At 43.4% G+C, this 16,572-nt stretch carries 14 protein-coding genes and 1 riboswitch; all 14 genes read left to right on the plus strand.

Features of this window, described 5'->3' with window-relative positions; genetic code table 11:
* Window positions 1–91 precede the first annotated feature (91 nt).
* The 14 genes from CJU60_RS10830 to pgeF all read left to right on the plus strand — a co-directional run bounded on the left by CJU60_RS10830 (window position 92) and on the right by pgeF (window position 16,570).
* Window positions 92–883 carry a cell division protein FtsQ/DivIB gene (locus tag CJU60_RS10830; protein ID WP_024121318.1) on the plus strand — a complete coding sequence of 264 codons (792 nt, stop codon included), beginning with the start codon at window positions 92–94 and terminating at the stop codon, window positions 881–883.
* Window positions 880–1,575, plus strand: a complete 696-nt coding sequence (locus tag CJU60_RS10835) for a DUF881 domain-containing protein (RefSeq protein ID WP_095713793.1) — start codon at window positions 880–882, stop codon at window positions 1,573–1,575. The genes CJU60_RS10830 and CJU60_RS10835 overlap by 4 nt, the downstream gene beginning before the upstream one ends.
* Before the next feature lie 21 nt (window positions 1,576–1,596).
* Window positions 1,597–2,304, plus strand: a complete 708-nt coding sequence (locus CJU60_RS10840; RefSeq protein WP_095713794.1) for a DUF881 domain-containing protein — start codon at window positions 1,597–1,599, stop codon at window positions 2,302–2,304.
* Window positions 2,305–2,321: 17 nt separating this feature from the next.
* Window positions 2,322–2,687: a small basic family protein gene (locus CJU60_RS10845; protein ID WP_010334164.1), complete on the plus strand. Its 366-nt coding sequence runs from the start codon at window positions 2,322–2,324 to the stop codon at window positions 2,685–2,687.
* Between the two features lie 174 nt (window positions 2,688–2,861).
* Window positions 2,862–4,184: a cell division protein FtsA gene (gene ftsA / locus CJU60_RS10850; RefSeq protein ID WP_024121323.1), complete on the plus strand. Its 1,323-nt coding sequence runs from the start codon at window positions 2,862–2,864 to the stop codon at window positions 4,182–4,184.
* Between the two features lie 35 nt (window positions 4,185–4,219).
* A complete protein-coding gene (gene ftsZ / locus CJU60_RS10855) occupies window positions 4,220–5,368 on the plus strand; it encodes a cell division protein FtsZ (protein ID WP_024121324.1) in 1,149 nt (382 codons plus the stop codon).
* Between the two features lie 306 nt (window positions 5,369–5,674).
* A complete protein-coding gene (locus CJU60_RS10860; RefSeq protein ID WP_095713795.1) occupies window positions 5,675–9,982 on the plus strand; it encodes a S8 family peptidase in 4,308 nt (1,435 codons plus the stop codon).
* Window positions 9,983–10,176: 194 nt separating this feature from the next.
* A complete protein-coding gene (gene spoIIGA / locus CJU60_RS10865; protein WP_095713827.1) occupies window positions 10,177–11,106 on the plus strand; it encodes a sigma-E processing peptidase SpoIIGA in 930 nt (309 codons plus the stop codon).
* A gap of 62 nt (window positions 11,107–11,168) precedes the next feature.
* Window positions 11,169–11,888, plus strand: coding sequence for an RNA polymerase sporulation sigma factor SigE (gene sigE / locus CJU60_RS10870; protein ID WP_095713796.1), 720 nt, complete (start codon window positions 11,169–11,171; stop codon window positions 11,886–11,888).
* A gap of 139 nt (window positions 11,889–12,027) precedes the next feature.
* Window positions 12,028–12,810, plus strand: coding sequence for an RNA polymerase sporulation sigma factor SigG (sigG, locus tag CJU60_RS10875; protein WP_010334169.1), 783 nt, complete (start codon window positions 12,028–12,030; stop codon window positions 12,808–12,810).
* Between the two features lie 156 nt (window positions 12,811–12,966).
* Window positions 12,967–13,761, plus strand: a complete 795-nt coding sequence (locus CJU60_RS10880) for an ABC transporter ATP-binding protein (RefSeq protein ID WP_095713797.1) — start codon at window positions 12,967–12,969, stop codon at window positions 13,759–13,761.
* Window positions 13,762–13,769: 8 nt separating this feature from the next.
* A riboswitch (TPP riboswitch) is annotated at window positions 13,770–13,872 on the plus strand.
* A 91-nt stretch (window positions 13,873–13,963) separates the two neighbouring features.
* Window positions 13,964–15,244, plus strand: coding sequence for an acetylornithine deacetylase (locus tag CJU60_RS10885; protein ID WP_095713798.1), 1,281 nt, complete (start codon window positions 13,964–13,966; stop codon window positions 15,242–15,244).
* Between the two features lie 82 nt (window positions 15,245–15,326).
* Entirely contained in the window at window positions 15,327–15,572 is a 246-nt protein-coding gene (locus CJU60_RS10890; RefSeq protein WP_010334173.1) for a YlmC/YmxH family sporulation protein, read from the plus strand.
* Window positions 15,573–15,733: 161 nt separating this feature from the next.
* Window positions 15,734–16,570 carry a peptidoglycan editing factor PgeF gene (gene pgeF, locus CJU60_RS10895; protein ID WP_095713799.1) on the plus strand — a complete coding sequence of 279 codons (837 nt, stop codon included), beginning with the start codon at window positions 15,734–15,736 and terminating at the stop codon, window positions 16,568–16,570.
* Window positions 16,571–16,572: the final 2 nt, after the last annotated feature.

The following is a 16,572-nucleotide window of genomic DNA, read 5'->3' on the forward strand; positions in this document are numbered from 1 at the left end:
TAAGCAAACGACAAACGGCATCATAGTATGCCGTTTGTTTTGGAATAGGCAGACTTTTAAGGCTGTTTCATTTGAATGAGGTGAACAGGCAATGAATCCGGGGCATGACCGAGAAAAAATCGTAAATATTGAAGAACGGATCCCTAAAATTAAAGAGCAGAGAAAACAGAAGGCAAACCGCCGGCTTATTTCATTTATTATGCTCTTTTTTATGATGGTGCTGATCATCGTGTATCTGCAGACACCGATCAGTAAAATTTCATCAATCTCTGTTACCGGCAATGAGAATGTTTCCAAAAAGGAAATTATTGATCTTTCCGATATCAAAAGCGGAGATACTGAATTTTGGAGTCTGGATAAGAAAAAAACAGCAAAAAAGATTCAGCAAAATAAATTAGTAAAAAAAGCAGAAATCAGCAAATCCCTTCCTAATAAAATCAACATTGCGATCGAAGAATATAAAGCGATTGCTTATTTAGAAAAAGACAATGTGTATTATGAAGTCCTTGAAAACGGTTCAGTTTTGCCAGACGAAGTAACGCCGGATGATGCGGGACCGATTTTGGTGAATTGGACAGACGCTAAAAAACGTGTTCAGATGGCCAAGCAGCTCGATGCTTTGTCAAATTCTATAAAACAATCGATTTCAGAAGTGTATTATACTCCTGTCAAAATGGATCAAAACCGGATTAAATTATATATGAACGACGGGTATGTCGTCACTGCATCCATCAAAACCTTTGCAGACCGAATGAAAACGTATCCTTCTATTATTTCACAGCTCAGCGGCAGTAAAAAAGGGATTATTCATTTAGAAGTTGCAACCTATTTTGAGGAGTTTGGAAAAAGCGATTCGTCTGCCAAAAAGGAAGATGAAAATTGAGGGGCAAATCAGCCGTCCTTCTTTCTTTGATTATGCTTATCGCCGGCTTTTTAATTTCTTTTTCTTTTCAGACGACAAGAGAAAACCACAAAAGCATGACAGAGACGGAAGAATGGAAAAAAGAATATGCCCTGCGGGATGAACTGCTGAAACAAGAGAAAGAAAACAAGGACCTTGAAAAAGAACTGTATCAAAAGCAGAACAAAGTCCGTCAGACTGAAAATAAGATGAAGAACGAAAAAACAGAATACTATAACGTCCTGGAAGATGTAGAAAAGTACAGAATGTATATTGGGGAAGTCGGTGTACAAGGAGAGGGCGTTCAAGTGACTTTGGAAGATGCTTCTTACATACCGGAAGGAGAGAACGTGAACAGCTACATCGTTCACGAAAGCCATCTCTTTCAAGTCATAAATGAACTGTATATATCTGGTGCGGCAGCCGTCTCCGTCAACGGCCAGCGGCTGACCCATGATTCCTACATCAAGTGCAACGGGCCGGTCGTAACGGTGGACGGGGTGCAGCACCCCGCCCCGTTTGTCGTTTCTGCCATCGGAGATCCTGATGTCCTGCTTCCTTCGTTAAATATAGCAGGAGGCCTGATCGATCAGCTTTCTATGGATCATATTTCTGTTACCGCAGAAAAAAAGAAAAATGTACAAATGGAACCCATTCTGAAAACGAAGGAATGACTGGAAAAGCGGGTGAAGTGATTGAAAATAAAGCGTTCCTTCATTAGCATCAGCGTGCTTATGGTTATATTCGGCCTTATGATATCTGTTCAATTTAATTCTTTAAAGCATCCACAAGTCCGAGATACAAGAGATATGTGGGATATAAGAGAAGAGCTTACATCAGAGCAGAAGAAGCAGGAAGAGCTGCTGGCTGAAATTAAAAAGTATGATAAATTGCTGAATACCTATACACAAAACAAAGAATTGACAAAAGAAACAGCGCTCAATAATACATTACAAACCTTAAAAAAAACAGCCGGCATGACCGATATAACAGGTAGCGGAATTGTCATCACCCTTTCTCCGCTTTTTTCTGAAAGCGTAACTGGAGAGGCGATCAAAAATCCACCGCCGGATTTACTAAAGAAGCTGATCAATGAACTCAACTCCTATGGTGCTGAGCATATCTCAATAAATGAGCGAAGAGTTGTGAATTCTTCAGTGATACGGGACATAAACGGCACAACAAAAATAGACGGATACAGCCTTGATGATTATCCTTTAACAGTAAAAGTGCTTGCTGAAGATCCGGACAAGCTGTACAGCAGGGTAAAGGGGTCCGATTTAGAGGATATCTTTGCTTCTGAAAATGTAGCGTTAAAAGCAGGTAAATCTGACAGCAGCCTGACTTTAAAAGCTTATGACAGAGCAGTGGACGTACAACAGCTAAAACCGCTGAAAGACTAAAAGGGAGGAGAATTGTCATGTGGCTGCCCGTGCTTGGACTCGTGCTCGGAATAACGATCGGATTGATGACAAACTTAACGATACCGAGTGAATACTCAAATTATTTATCACTTGCGGTGCTTGCTGCACTTGATACTCTAATCGGCGGAATCAGGGCGCATTTACAAGGTACATATGATGAAATGGTATTTGTTTCCGGTTTCTTTTTTAATATTATATTGGCAATAAGTTTAGCTTTTCTGGGAGTCCATCTTGGTGTAGACTTGTATTTAGCAGGTATATTCGCATTTGGAGTCAGGTTATTTCAGAATATAGCCGTTATAAGAAGAAATCTACTAACAAAGTGGACTCTTTCTAAAAAAAATAAAAAAAATGTGATATAAAAGAGGATATACATAGGATATAACGAATATTTTCAATAAACATAAAATGTGAAAAGCACATAAGGAATATTCCGTTGTTATTTTTTGTTACACACTTGTAAAGCCACATTCATTGTATTGTTGTTCCGCAAATAATAGAATAGAAATGATCGAAATGTGAGGAGGTGCCATAGAATGAACAACAATGAACTTTACGTCAGTCTTGACATCGGTACGTCCAATACAAAAGTGATCGTCGGAGAAATGACAGATGATTCCCTAAATATTATCGGTGTGGGAAATGTACCGTCTGAAGGGTTGAAAAAAGGCTCAATCGTTGATATAGATGAGACCGTTCATTCTATAAGAAAAGCGTTTGACCAAGCTGAAAGAATGGTAGGTTTTCCGCTTAGAAAAGCTATTGTCGGCGTTAATGGAAATTATATCAATATTCAAGATACAAACGGTGTTGTAGCAGTTTCCAGTGAAAATAAAGAAATTCAAGTAGAAGATGTCCGCCGCGTCATGGAAGCGGCTCAGGTTGTTTCAATACCGCATGAACAGCTGATAGTCGACGTCATTCCTAAACAATTTATCGTAGATGGAAGAGATGAAATTACCGACCCGAAAAAAATGCTAGGTGTGCGTTTAGAAGTAGAGGGCACACTGATCACCGGTTCAAAAACAATATTACATAACTTGCTTCGCTGCGTTGAAAGAGCCGGTGTTGAAATAACTGATATTTGTCTACAGCCGCTGGCAGCCGGTTCTGCTGCTTTGTCAAAGGATGAGAAAAATCTCGGTGTGGCTCTCATTGATATAGGCGGAGGGTCAACCACCATTGCCGTGTTCCAGAACGGACACCTGACTTCTACCCGTGTCATTCCTCTCGGAGGCGAAAATATCACCAAAGATATCTCCATCGGATTGAGAACGTCCACAGAAGAAGCGGAACGTGTGAAAAAACAATTTGGACATGCCTACTATAACGAGGCTTCAGAAGATGAAGTATTTGAGGTAACCGTTATAGGCACCAATCAGAAACAAACATTTACACAGCAGGAAGCAGCGAATATCATAGAAGCAAGAGTCGAAGAAATTCTTGAGATTGCTTCGGAAGAACTTCGCAATATGGGAATTAGCGATCTGCCGGGAGGCTTCGTGCTGACAGGGGGACAAGCAGCAATGCCTGGTATCATGTCACTAGCGCAGGATGTGCTGCAAAACAATGTCAGAGTGGCGAGCCCGAATTATATCGGTGTAAGAGATCCTCAGTATATGACGGCAGTTGGCATGATTCAATTCGCCTGCCGGAATGCAAGAATTCAAGGCAGAAAAATTGGCTTCAAGATGCCTGAAGAAGCGATACAGGAAATCGCCGTCTCATCAGCAGAGGAACAAGAGCAGCATCATCACCAAAATGAGATGCAGCAACGGCCAAAAGGAAAACAAAAAACACAAGCCGAACATAACAAACAGAGCAAAATGAAAAAACTATTAAGCATGTTTTGGGAATAGATAGATAGTCATTCGGCAGATTAGGAGGATTTAGCATGTTGGAGTTCGAAACAAACATAGACGGCTTAGCATCAATTAAAGTAATCGGAGTAGGAGGCGGCGGTAACAACGCGGTCAACCGAATGATTGAGAATGAAGTGCAAGGAGTAGAGTACATCGCGGTAAATACGGACGCTCAAGCTCTTAACCTGTCAAAAGCGGAAGTGAAAATGCAAATCGGCGCAAAGCTGACTAGAGGATTGGGAGCAGGTGCGAATCCGGAAGTCGGGAAAAAAGCCGCAGAGGAAAGCAAGGAGCAGATTGAAGAAGCGCTAAAAGGCGCTGACATGGTATTCGTAACAGCTGGTATGGGAGGCGGAACAGGAACAGGTGCCGCACCGGTTATTGCGCAAATCGCAAAAGATTTAGGAGCATTAACAGTCGGAGTTGTTACAAGACCGTTTACGTTCGAAGGTCGCAAAAGACAGCTGCAGGCGGCGGGCGGAATTTCTGCAATGAAAGAAGCGGTGGACACGCTGATTGTGATCCCGAACGACCGTATTCTTGAAATTGTTGATAAAAACACGCCGATGCTTGAAGCATTCCGTGAAGCTGATAACGTACTCCGTCAGGGGGTTCAAGGTATTTCTGACCTGATCGCTACTCCTGGTCTCATTAACCTAGACTTTGCTGATGTGAAAACGATCATGTCAAACAAAGGATCTGCTTTAATGGGTATTGGTATTGCGACTGGAGAAAACCGTGCTGCAGAAGCTGCGAAAAAAGCCATTTCCAGTCCGCTTCTTGAAGCAGCAATTGACGGCGCGCAAGGCGTCTTAATGAACATTACTGGCGGAACAAATCTAAGCCTTTATGAAGTTCAGGAAGCAGCAGACATTGTCGCTTCTGCATCTGATCAGGATGTAAACATGATTTTCGGTTCTGTTATTAACGAAAATCTTAAAGACGAGATTGTAGTTACTGTGATTGCCACTGGTTTTATCGAACAGGAGAAAGATGTTACGAAACCCCAGCGTCCATCATTAAACCAGAACATCAAATCACATAATCAGAGTGCTCCAAAACGTGAGCCGAAACGAGAGGAACCGCAGCATCAAAACACAGTCAGCCGTCAAACCTCACAGCCGGCTGACGATACGCTTGATATTCCTACATTCTTAAGAAACCGCAATAAACGCGGCTAATTGAAAGGACAAAATCGTTTTCGATTTTGTCCTTTTTTATTTTTTCCTCTATCATTTCCATTCATCTCTCATGTCTTTTGCACTATGTCTTCCTACACATAACAACAAATCAACCTATTATACCTACTGATATTTCATGACGATATAATCATTTTCATTTATATGGAAATACGATGACAGAAAACGACAATATCTGTAATTGAGATTGTCTACAGTTAACGTACAGCGAAGTTTTGACAAACAAATTGAATGTTAAAGGAGGGACGACATTTTTTTACAAAGTGGTTTAAAAAAGGGGGATAAAAAATGAGGAAACAAACGAAAAACAGGCTGATCAGTTCTGTTTTGAGTACAGTTGTCGTCAGTTCACTGCTGTTTCCGAGTGCAGCCGGGGCAAGCAGCAAAGGTGCTGCTTCTTCTGTAAAACAGGAGCTTCAATCTTCTGAATCGATTCAAAACAAGATTTCCAGCTCATTAAAGAAAAGCTTTAAAAAAGACGAAAAAACTACCTTTCTGATCAAATTTAAAGATCAAGCTGATACCCAAAAAGCAGCAAAATCAGCTGTCAAAAAAGCGAAATCTAAAAAGCTGACCGCTGCTAAAACGGAATATCAAAAGCGTTCGGCCGTCGTGTCTTCGTTAAAAGTGACAGCTGATGAAGCTCAGAAAGACGTCTTGAAATATTTAAACAGCCAGAAAAATAAAGGGAACGCCGATGATATTCACTCCTATTATGTGGTAAATGGAATTGCTGTACATGCTTCAAAAGAAGTCATGGAGAAAGTGGCGCAGTTCCCTGAAGTAGAAAAGGTGCTTCCGAATGAAAAACGGCAGCTTTTTAAGTCATCCGCTTCCCCATTCAATATGAAAAAAGCACAAAAAGCGATAAAAGCAACTGACGGTGTAGAATGGAATATAGACCAAATAGACGCACCGAAGGCTTGGGAGCTTGGCTATGACGGAACGGGTACGGTTGTCGCCTCCATTGATACCGGGGTTGAATGGGAACATCCTGCATTAAAAGAAAAATATCGCGGGTTTCATCCGGAAAGCCCCAATGAGCCTGATCATGACATGAACTGGTTTGATGCTGTAGCGAACGAGTCAAGTCCATATGATGATCTTGATCACGGTACTCATGTAACAGGTACAATGGTTGGTTCTGAGCCTGATGGCACGAATCAAATTGGTGTCGCACCTGGTGCAAAATGGATTGCTGTTAAGGCGTTTTCTGAAGATGGCGGGACAGACGCTGACATTTTGGAGGCTGGTGAATGGATTTTAGCTCCAAAGGACGCAGAGGGCAACCCTCATCCGGAAATGGCTCCGGATGTCGTCAATAATTCTTGGGGCGGGGGCTCCGGCCTTGATGAATGGTACAGAGATATGGTCAATGCGTGGCGGGCGGCCGACATTTTCCCGGAATTCTCTGCGGGAAATGCTGACCTCTTTAACCCGGGCGGACCTTGTTCTATTGCGAATCCTGCCAATTATCCGGAAGCGTTTGCGACCGGAGCGACTGATATTAACAAAAAGCTTGGCGATTTTTCACTCCAGGGACCGTCGCCATACGATGAAACAAAGCCGGAAATTTCTGCTCCAGGCGTAAACATCCGGTCTTCAGTTCCCGGCCAGACATATGAAGACGGTTGGGATGGCACGTCGATGGCAGGACCGCATGTTTCTGCTGTTGCTGCGCTATTGAAGCAGGCAGACGCCTCACTTTCTGTCGATGAGATGGAGGATATATTGACAAGCACGGCTGAGCCATTAACGGATTCTACATTCCCTGACTCTCCGAATAACGGATACGGTCATGGTTTGGTGAATGCTTTTGATGCCGTTTCAGCGGTTACAGACGGTTTAGGAAAAGCAGAAGGGCAAGTTTCTGTCGATGGGGAAGATGAGGAGCTGCCTGGCTATCAGCATAAGAAAGTAAATGAAGCTTATGAAGGTGCCAGCCTTCCGCTTACCTTGACAGCTGAAGACAATGTGAGTGTGACATCCGTGAAATTGTCCTATAAGCTGGATCATGGCGAATGGAACGAGGTCAAAGCTAAACGAATCAGCGGAGATCATCTGAAAGGAACGTACCAGGCGGAAATCCCAAGTATAAAGGGGACCGCATTAAGCTATAAGTGGATCATTCAGGATTTTGGCGGCCATGTTGTAGAGTCTGACATATATGATGTAACCGTGAAACCTAGCATCACTGTTGGATACAAACAGGATTTTGAAACAGAACCAGGCGGCTGGCTTACGAGCGGAACAAATAATAACTGGGAGTGGGGAGTTCCGGAATCAGGCCCTAATGCAGCTGCATCAGGAGAAAAAGTATATGGGACAAACCTGACTGGAAATTATGCCAATGGAGCGAATATGAATCTCACTATGCCTCCAATTGACGTGCCTGATTCAGGCGGCCTGTTTCTTCAATTTAAAAGCTGGCACAACCTGGAAAATGATTTTGATTATGGCTACGTTTTTGTTTTACCGGAAGGCGAAACGAATTGGGAGCAGGCAGGGGTCTATAACGGAAAGACTTCAAACTGGACCAGCGAAGAAATTAATTTATCCGTATACAGAGGCCAAAACATTCGAGTGATGTTTAACCTTCAGTCTGATGAAAGCATTGCAAAAGAGGGCTGGTACGTTGATGATGTTCAGCTTTCAGACAAATCTTCCGGGAAAACAGCCAAAAAGAATAAGCTGGGCGTACAAAAACCGGCAGAAAAGCAAAAGAAAAAAGCGGTTAATCCAAAAAAGGCTAAGCCATCAACAAATACAGCTGCCAAAACAAAACATAGTGCTGATATGCAGCCGCAAGCATTGCCGCTCAGAGCACAGGTCAGTGTGGTTGAAACAGGAAAATCAACCTATTCAGACCAATCAACCGGACAGTACAAGCTGACGCATAAAGCAGGAGACTACACGCTTATGGCAGAAGCTTACGGCTATCAATCAAAAACGCAAAAAGTGTCTTTGCAGGCAGATCAGACAACCCAAGCTAATTTTACGTTAGAAGAAATAAAGAAAGGCACATTAAAAGGCACTGTCATCAATAAAACAACAGGAGAGCCGGTAAAAGGCGCTTCCGTCTATGTTATCGAGGATGCCGCGGTTGAACCGGCAACTACAAACGACAAAGGAGAATATACACTTGAGGCCTACGAGGGCTCTTACACCATTAAAGTGGCTGCACCGGGCTATTACAGTGATGAATTTTCCGTTGATTTAAAAGGTGATATCACGAAAGAAACTGTGCTGAAGCCTTTCGTCGGTTATCCGGGCGAGATCGGATACGATGACGGAACAGCGGAGAATGCAAATTCCTATTTCGCGGCCGGAAACGGCTGGGCGGTTAAAATGTCACTTGCTGACGGCAAGGAAAAAGGCATGCTGACAGGAGGGCTATTCAGATTCTGGGATACGGAGTTCCCTGATCCTGGCGGCACAGAGTTTAAGGTCGAGGTTTACGATGCTACAGGGAAAGATGGAGCACCCGGCAAAAAAATTGCGGGACCATATAACGCGGAAGCTCTTCGTAATGGCGAATGGACGAAAGTCGATCTCAGCTCGAAGGGGATTATGGTCGATAAAGACTTTTATCTTGTATATATCCAGTCAAAACCTGATCCATATTCACCAGGCTTGGCAATGGATGAAACCGGGCAGTACTCAGATCGCAACTGGCAGTATGTTAACGGAACATGGCAAAAAGGAGATAAAGAAGACGGCAACTATATGATTCGCGCGTTAGTCGATTATGAAGCTGCCGTACCTGTCATTACTTCTCCTGAAGATAAAGCATACACCAATATGGAGAACGTCACGGTAAAAGGAAAGGCATCTCCGGGGACGACTGTAACCCTTTATAATGGTGATAAAGAAGCAGGGGAAACGAAAACTGCCGAAGATGGCACGTTCGAGGCAGGAGTTTCACTCAGCAAAGGGGAAAACAAGCTGACAGCGGCTGCATCAATAGACTCCGGAACGACTGATGCTTCAAGTCCTGTCACGGTCACACTTGATCAAGACAAGCCTGAACTGACGCTCGACAATCCAAAGGATGGCGAGAAAATCAATAAAGAAGCGCTGACTGTTAAAGGCACTGTTTCAGATGACAACTTGAAAGAAGTAAAGGTTAATGGCAAAAAAGCAACGGTCACAGACGGTTCCTACTCTGCCCGTATCCTTTTGGAAAACGGAAGCAACGAAGTAAAGGTGACAGCCACTGACTTAGCAGGCAACAAAACGACGAAAAAAGCTGTCGTCAATGTGAATTTTGACCAGCCAGTCATTACCGGACTGATTCCTGGTGAGGACAAAACCTTAAAAGCCGGTGAATCGGTCAAAATCGCTTTTTCAAGCGCGAAAGGTGCAGATGCAACGTTTGTCATTCGCCTGCCGCTCACAAATGCAAGAGCGAATGTACAAAACGCTACCGAGCTGCCGTTAAGAGAAATTTCTCCGGGACGATATGAAGGCTACTGGACAGCAACATCTTCTATTAAAGCAAACGGAGCTAAGGTAGAGGTTATCGTTCGAGACGGTTACGGCAATGAAACCAGAAAAACAGCGAATGGAAAACTTTATATCAATACTGAAAAGTAAGTGTAAGAAAGCTGCCGCTCTTGGCAGCTTTTTTTCTATATACTCTCATTTATTCCCTCGACAAATTAAGCAGTTATCCCTGAAAAATTGTATGGGCCTCTCAACATTAATTGACAGACTTTCCCACAGAGCTTGCTTTATACTTATGAAACAAGAAGGGGAACAGCGTGATGCAAGAAAGAAAGGGGTCAGGTGTGAAAATCTATTTAGATGTCATTTGGCTGTTAAACTTTTGTTTTGACGCACTGTTGCTTTTACTGACGGCTTTTATTTTGAAACGCCATGTGAAAAAAAGAAGATTGATAGGCGGCGCGTTTATCGGGTCAAGTATTGTCCTTTTGATGTTTACTCCTTTCTCGCCGATCGTTGAGAACCCGGCCGGAAAGCTCGCTTTTTCGGTTGTCATTGTGCTCGTGACATTCGGTTTTAAGCGGTTTCGCTATTTCTTTCAAAATTTGTTTTCCTTTTATTTTGCTACTTTTCTAATGGGAGGGGGAATAATCGGAGCACATTCATTGCTGCAGTCAAACTCTATTGTCAGAAACGGTGTCATGATCACCAATCAAACCGGATTTGGCGACCCGATCAGCTGGATGTTTATCGTGGCTGGCTTTCCCGCAGTATGGTTTTTTTCCAAGAGAAGAATCGAAGATATTGAAACAAAAAACATTCAATATGAGGAACGAGTCAGGGTACAGGCGGACCTGGGCGGCCAAACACTGCACGCAAGAGGCCTGGTGGATTCCGGCAACCAGCTGTATGATCCGCTCACAAAAACGCCGGTCATGATTCTTCACATTGATAAGCTTGAACCAATTTTCGGAGAGGCTGAAACGATGATTATCCGAAATGCAGACCCGATGGAAGCGATTGAACAGCTTGATGATTCGTTTCGTTTTTTAGATAAAATGAGGCTGATCCCATATCGGGGAGTAGGCCAGCAGCATCAATTTTTATTATGTATCAAACCGGATCATGTAACGATTATGACAAAAGATGAAATGATTTCCGCGGATAAATGCTTAATCGGCATCAGCACGTCAAAGCTGTCGGCAGATGGAGATTTTGACGCGATTATTCATCCGAAAATGCTGTCCGGAAAGGCCATTAAGCACGTATCCTAATGTTCGCAAATGTCCGTTACTTATCATACTCATAAGACGTGACATTTAGAAGGGAGAGGAAGATGAAAAAACTTAAATTGCGGTTGACGCACCTCTGGTATAAGCTGCTGATGAAAGTGGGCTTAAAAAGCGATGAAGTGTATTACATAGGCGGGAGTGAAGCTTTGCCGCCGCCATTATCAAAAGACGAGGAGCAGGTTCTATTAATGAAGCTCCCAAGCGGCGACCAGGCGGCCCGCGCTATTTTGATCGAACGCAACCTGCGGCTTGTCGTCTATATCGCACGGAAATTTGAAAACACGGGAATTAATATTGAAGATTTAATCAGCATCGGCACCATTGGATTAATCAAAGCTGTGAATACCTTCAATCCGGAAAAGAAAATCAAGCTGGCTACATATGCCTCTCGCTGTATCGAGAATGAAATCCTGATGTATTTAAGGAGAAACAACAAAATCCGTTCAGAAGTTTCTTTTGATGAACCGCTTAATATTGATTGGGACGGCAATGAGCTTCTGCTTTCTGATGTGCTGGGCACGGATGACGACATCATCACAAAGGACATTGAAGCAAATGTGGATAAAAAGCTTCTAAAAAAAGCGCTCGAACAGTTAAATGAGAGGGAGAAACAAATCATGGAACTGCGTTTTGGGCTCGTCGGCGAAGAGGAAAAGACCCAAAAGGATGTTGCGGATATGATGGGGATTTCCCAATCCTATATTTCCCGTCTGGAAAAAAGAATCATTAAAAGATTGCGAAAAGAATTCAACAAAATGGTGTAAAAAATTTTTGCGGCTTAATCCCTTGATTCTACAAGGATTTCCCAATTATGACTATTTTTCGGTTTGAGTGCAGTGCATATTTTTCCCACCCGAGGAGATACTTAACGTTGTACAGCAGCTCCTGTAGGGAGGGAAAAAAGTGTCGAGAAATAAAGTCGAAATCTGCGGGGTGGATACCTCCAAATTACCCGTACTCAAGAATGAAGAGATGAGAAAGCTGTTTAGGCAATTGCAGGACGAAGGTGATGATTCAGCCAGAGAAAAGCTTGTTAACGGGAACTTGCGTCTTGTCTTAAGTGTCATTCAAAGATTTAATAACAGAGGGGAGTATGTTGATGACTTATTTCAAGTCGGCTGTATCGGACTAATGAAATCCATTGATAATTTTGATCTAAGCCACAATGTTAAGTTTTCAACATACGCTGTACCTATGATTATCGGAGAAATCCGCAGGTATTTGCGCGATAATAACCCGATACGTGTCTCGAGATCACTCAGGGATATCGCATATAAGGCACTTCAGGTAAGAGAGCGGTTAATCAGTGAGACAAGCAAGGAGCCGACGGCAGAGGATATCGCCAAAGTTCTTGAAGTACCGCACGAAGAAATCGTGTTCGCACTCGACGCCATTCAAGATCCGGTATCTCTTTTTGAACCGATCTACAATGACGGCGGAGATCCGATTTATGTCATGGATCAAATCAGTGATGAACGCAACAAAGATACACAATGGATTGAAGAGCTGGCTTTGAAAGAGGGCATGAGAAGACTGAACGAGAGGGAAAAAATGATTTTAAGAAAACGGTTCTTCCAAGGAAAAACGCAAATGGAAGTAGCTGAAGAAATCGGCATTTCCCAGGCACAGGTGTCCAGACTGGAAAAGGCAGCAATCAAACAAATGAATAAGAATATTCATCAATAGCATGCACGCCGAAAGCCTTTAAAACAATTTCTGTTTTAAAGGCTTTTCTATTTGGAAACGAGCGGTTTACGTTTTCGAAAAAGTAAGGTATCCTAGTCCGTACACAGTTTTGTGAAAATTAAAATAATTATTTGGCTTGGAAAGAGGAGGACCACAATGATTTTGCAGCTTGACAATGTCTCACTAAAACGGAATGGAAAATGGATACTAAAGAATATTCATTGGAAAGTAGAAGAAAAGGAGAATTGGGTGCTTTACGGATTAAACGGAGCTGGGAAGACCGCGCTGTTAAATATGTTATGCTCTTACTATTTTCCGACAGCAGGCGAGATGCAGGTGCTTGGTCATGTATTCGGAAAAACGGAGCTGGGAGATAAACTCAGACGAAAAATTGGCCTTGTCTCAGCGGGGCTTCAGCAAAAATTGTATCCGGCAGATTCAGCTTTTGAAATTGCTCTGAGCGGGGCATATGCTTCTATTGGCTTGTATGAAACACCAAGTGCGGAAATCAGAGAAAAAGCGATTGCCCTGCTCGAGGACTTAGGAGCCATTGATTATGCCGACCGCCGCTACGAAACTCTTTCTCAAGGAGAGAAACAAAGAGCTTTAATCGCAAGAGCGCTAATGGCTGATCCGGAGCTGCTTATACTGGACGAACCAGTTACAGGACTTGATTTTATTGCCCGGGAAAAACTGTTAGATACGATTACGCACATTGCAAGCAGGGAAAATGCGCCGTCTATTCTTTATGTTACGCATCATGCGGAAGAAATTTTGCCGATTTTTGATAAAGCCCTCTTGTTAAAAAAGGGAGAAGTCTTTAGGTCAGGACACATGAAAGACATGCTGACAGACGAATCACTTTCTTCTTTTTTTGATACGCCGATCCGTGTATTATGGAATCAGGATCGCCCGTTTTTAACAAGAGCTGAGCCGGTAACAAATGCATAACAACATACGATTCATCCTGGGGGTGCTTTCGAAGCTGAGAGAGACGCTGGTCTCAACCCTTATTGACCTGATCTGGATCATACCAGCGGAGGGAAGCGGTGAAAAAAAGCGGAGAATGCAGCAGCTTGCACTCTGCTTTCTTTATTAAGCCGTTTCATGAATATGAAACGGCTTTTTTCTATTAAAAATAGGAGCGGATAACATGATTGATCAAGTAGAATCTTTACTGAAAAATGCGGAAGAACAAAAGGACGAGCTCATTGAGCTTGCGAAAACGCTGATTTCTTTTAAAACACCGGCGCCGCCTGCGAGAAATACAGACAGCATCCAAACATGGATTGCACAGTTTTTGCTTGAACGGGGATTTTCTATCGACAAATGGGACGTTTATCCAGGAGATCCCAATGTTGTGGGTGTTTTAAAAGGAACAAATTCAGCCGCCTATCAAAGTTTAATCATCAATGGGCATGTCGATGTGGCAGAGGTAAAAGAGGGCGAGGAATGGGCGCATGACCCATTTTGTCCCAGTGAGAAAAACGGTTTCTTAATCGGCCGGGGCGCTTCAGATATGAAAGGCGGAATGGCCTGTGTGCTGTTTGCTTTAAAGCTGATTCGTGAAGCGGGCGTTGAGCTCCCGGGCGATTTGATTCTGCAATCGGTCATCGGGGAGGAAGTCGGAGAGGCCGGCACGCTTGAATGCTGCAAAAAGGGCTATCACGCAGACTTTGCAGTTGTGGCGGATACGAGCGATATGCATATTCAAGGTCAAGGCGGAGTGATTACAGGCTGGATCGAAATGAAAAGCAGTCAAACGTTTCACGATGGAACAAGACGGAATATGATCCACGCTGGCGGAGGAACCTTCGGGGCGAGCGCAATCGAAAAAATGGCAAAAATCATTTCTGGACTCGGTGAGCTGGAGCGACATTGGGCCATTATGAAAAGCTATCCTGGCTTTACCCCCGGTACAAACACAATTAATCCCGCTGTTATAGAAGGAGGCAGACATGCGGCCTTTATAGCGGATGAGTGCCGATTATGGATTACCGTCCATTTTTATCCCAATGAAACGCATGAAGAAGTGGCTGCTGAAATAGAAGATTACATCAACAGGCTGAGTGACAGTGATATTTGGCTGAGGGAAAACCGTCCTGTCTTCAAATGGGGAGGCTCTTCAATGATTGAAGAAAGAGGAGAAATTTTTCCGGCCTTGGAAGTTGATCCGGCTCATCCCGGCGTTTTAGCCCTTACGGCGTCACACGAGGAGATCAAACGGGAACGCCCGGTCATTGACGTATCTCAAACCGTAACCGATGGTGGATGGCTTTATAATGCCGGTATTCCAAGCGTAATATACGGACCGGGCGATTTATATAATGCTCATGCCGTTAATGAAGAGGTATCGATTGAGCAGCTCGTAAATTATACGAAAATCATGCTCACGTTCATCATAAGATGGTGCAGCCGCAAAAAAGAACAATGATCATGAAAATTTCTCCTTGCTGACAAGGTTCAGCCCGCCCGTTCATATACTAGAAAAAAGGACCGAAAAAGGACGTGATGGGATGATCAGCATTTCAGAATTTCAAGTAAAGGATGTCGTCAATGTCTCTAACGGAAAAAAATTAGGGAGCATCGGTGATATTGATATCAATGTCACCACAGGAAAAATTCAGGCGATTATACTAGGGGGAAATGGAAAAGTTCTCGGTTTTTTTGGAAAGGAAGAGGAAATGGTCATTCCTTGGCGAAATATAGTTAAAATCGGAGAAGATGTCATTTTAGTCCGATTAAGTGAATCCCACGCTTAACCTGCTTTTTTGCCGCTGATTGTCAAATGCCGGAAGTCTGAACTCTTCCGGCACATTTCATTTATGAAATATGTAAATCGGCGCTAAACGAATGCAGAAAGATGTGGTAAAATAAGTGGGAAATTACGCCTTATAAATGTTTGTCGAAAGGTTGGATCATCATGAATACATATCACCCATTCAGTCTCACCACCCCCTCGACACTCATGATACAAGACTGGAAACAAACGAATCAAAACGATGCAGAAGTCATTGCCGGATTTACTACGAAAAACGGCGGTGTCAGTCAAAAACCTTTTGAGTCGTTAAATACAGGATTGCACGTTCATGACAAAGATGCAGATGTGGTTAAAAATCGTGAATATATAGCCGATATGTTTAATATTGATTTGCAGTCTTGGGTATTTGCTGACCAGACACACGACAATCGCGTCCAAAAAGTGACGCAGAGGGATAGGGGAAAAGGCGCCCGTGAGTATCACTCAGCTTTTAAAGCAACAGACGGGCTCTATACAAATGATAAAAATGTATTTTTGGCATTATGCTTTGCTGATTGTGTGCCCCTATTCTTTTTCGATCCGGTGAAATCGCTTGTCGGGATCGCTCATGCCGGATGGAAAGGCACGGTCAAACAGATTGGCAGAGAAATGGTGAAGCAATGGACTGAACAGGAGGGCTCGAAGCTTTCTGATATATACGCTGTTGTCGGACCGTCTATCTGCGGTGCGTGCTATACGGTAGATGACCGTGTGATGAATGCTGTCCGCGCATTGCCGTTTTCAGCAGATCGCGCCGTGAATCAGACGGGGCAGGGGCAGTATCAGCTTGACCTGAAAGAGCTGAACCGACTCATACTGATTGACAGCGGTTTGGCAAATGAGCAGATTTCTGTCAGCGGTTTATGTACGGAAAGTGAGCCGTCACTTTTCTTTTCCCATCGGCGAGATCAGGGGAAAACAGGACGGATGATGTCCTTTATCGGAATGAAGGAGGCATAAAA

This window comes from Bacillus sp. 7705b (assembly GCF_002289525.1).
In the GTDB taxonomy this organism is placed as follows: Bacteria; Bacillota; Bacilli; order Bacillales; family Bacillaceae; genus Bacillus; species Bacillus halotolerans.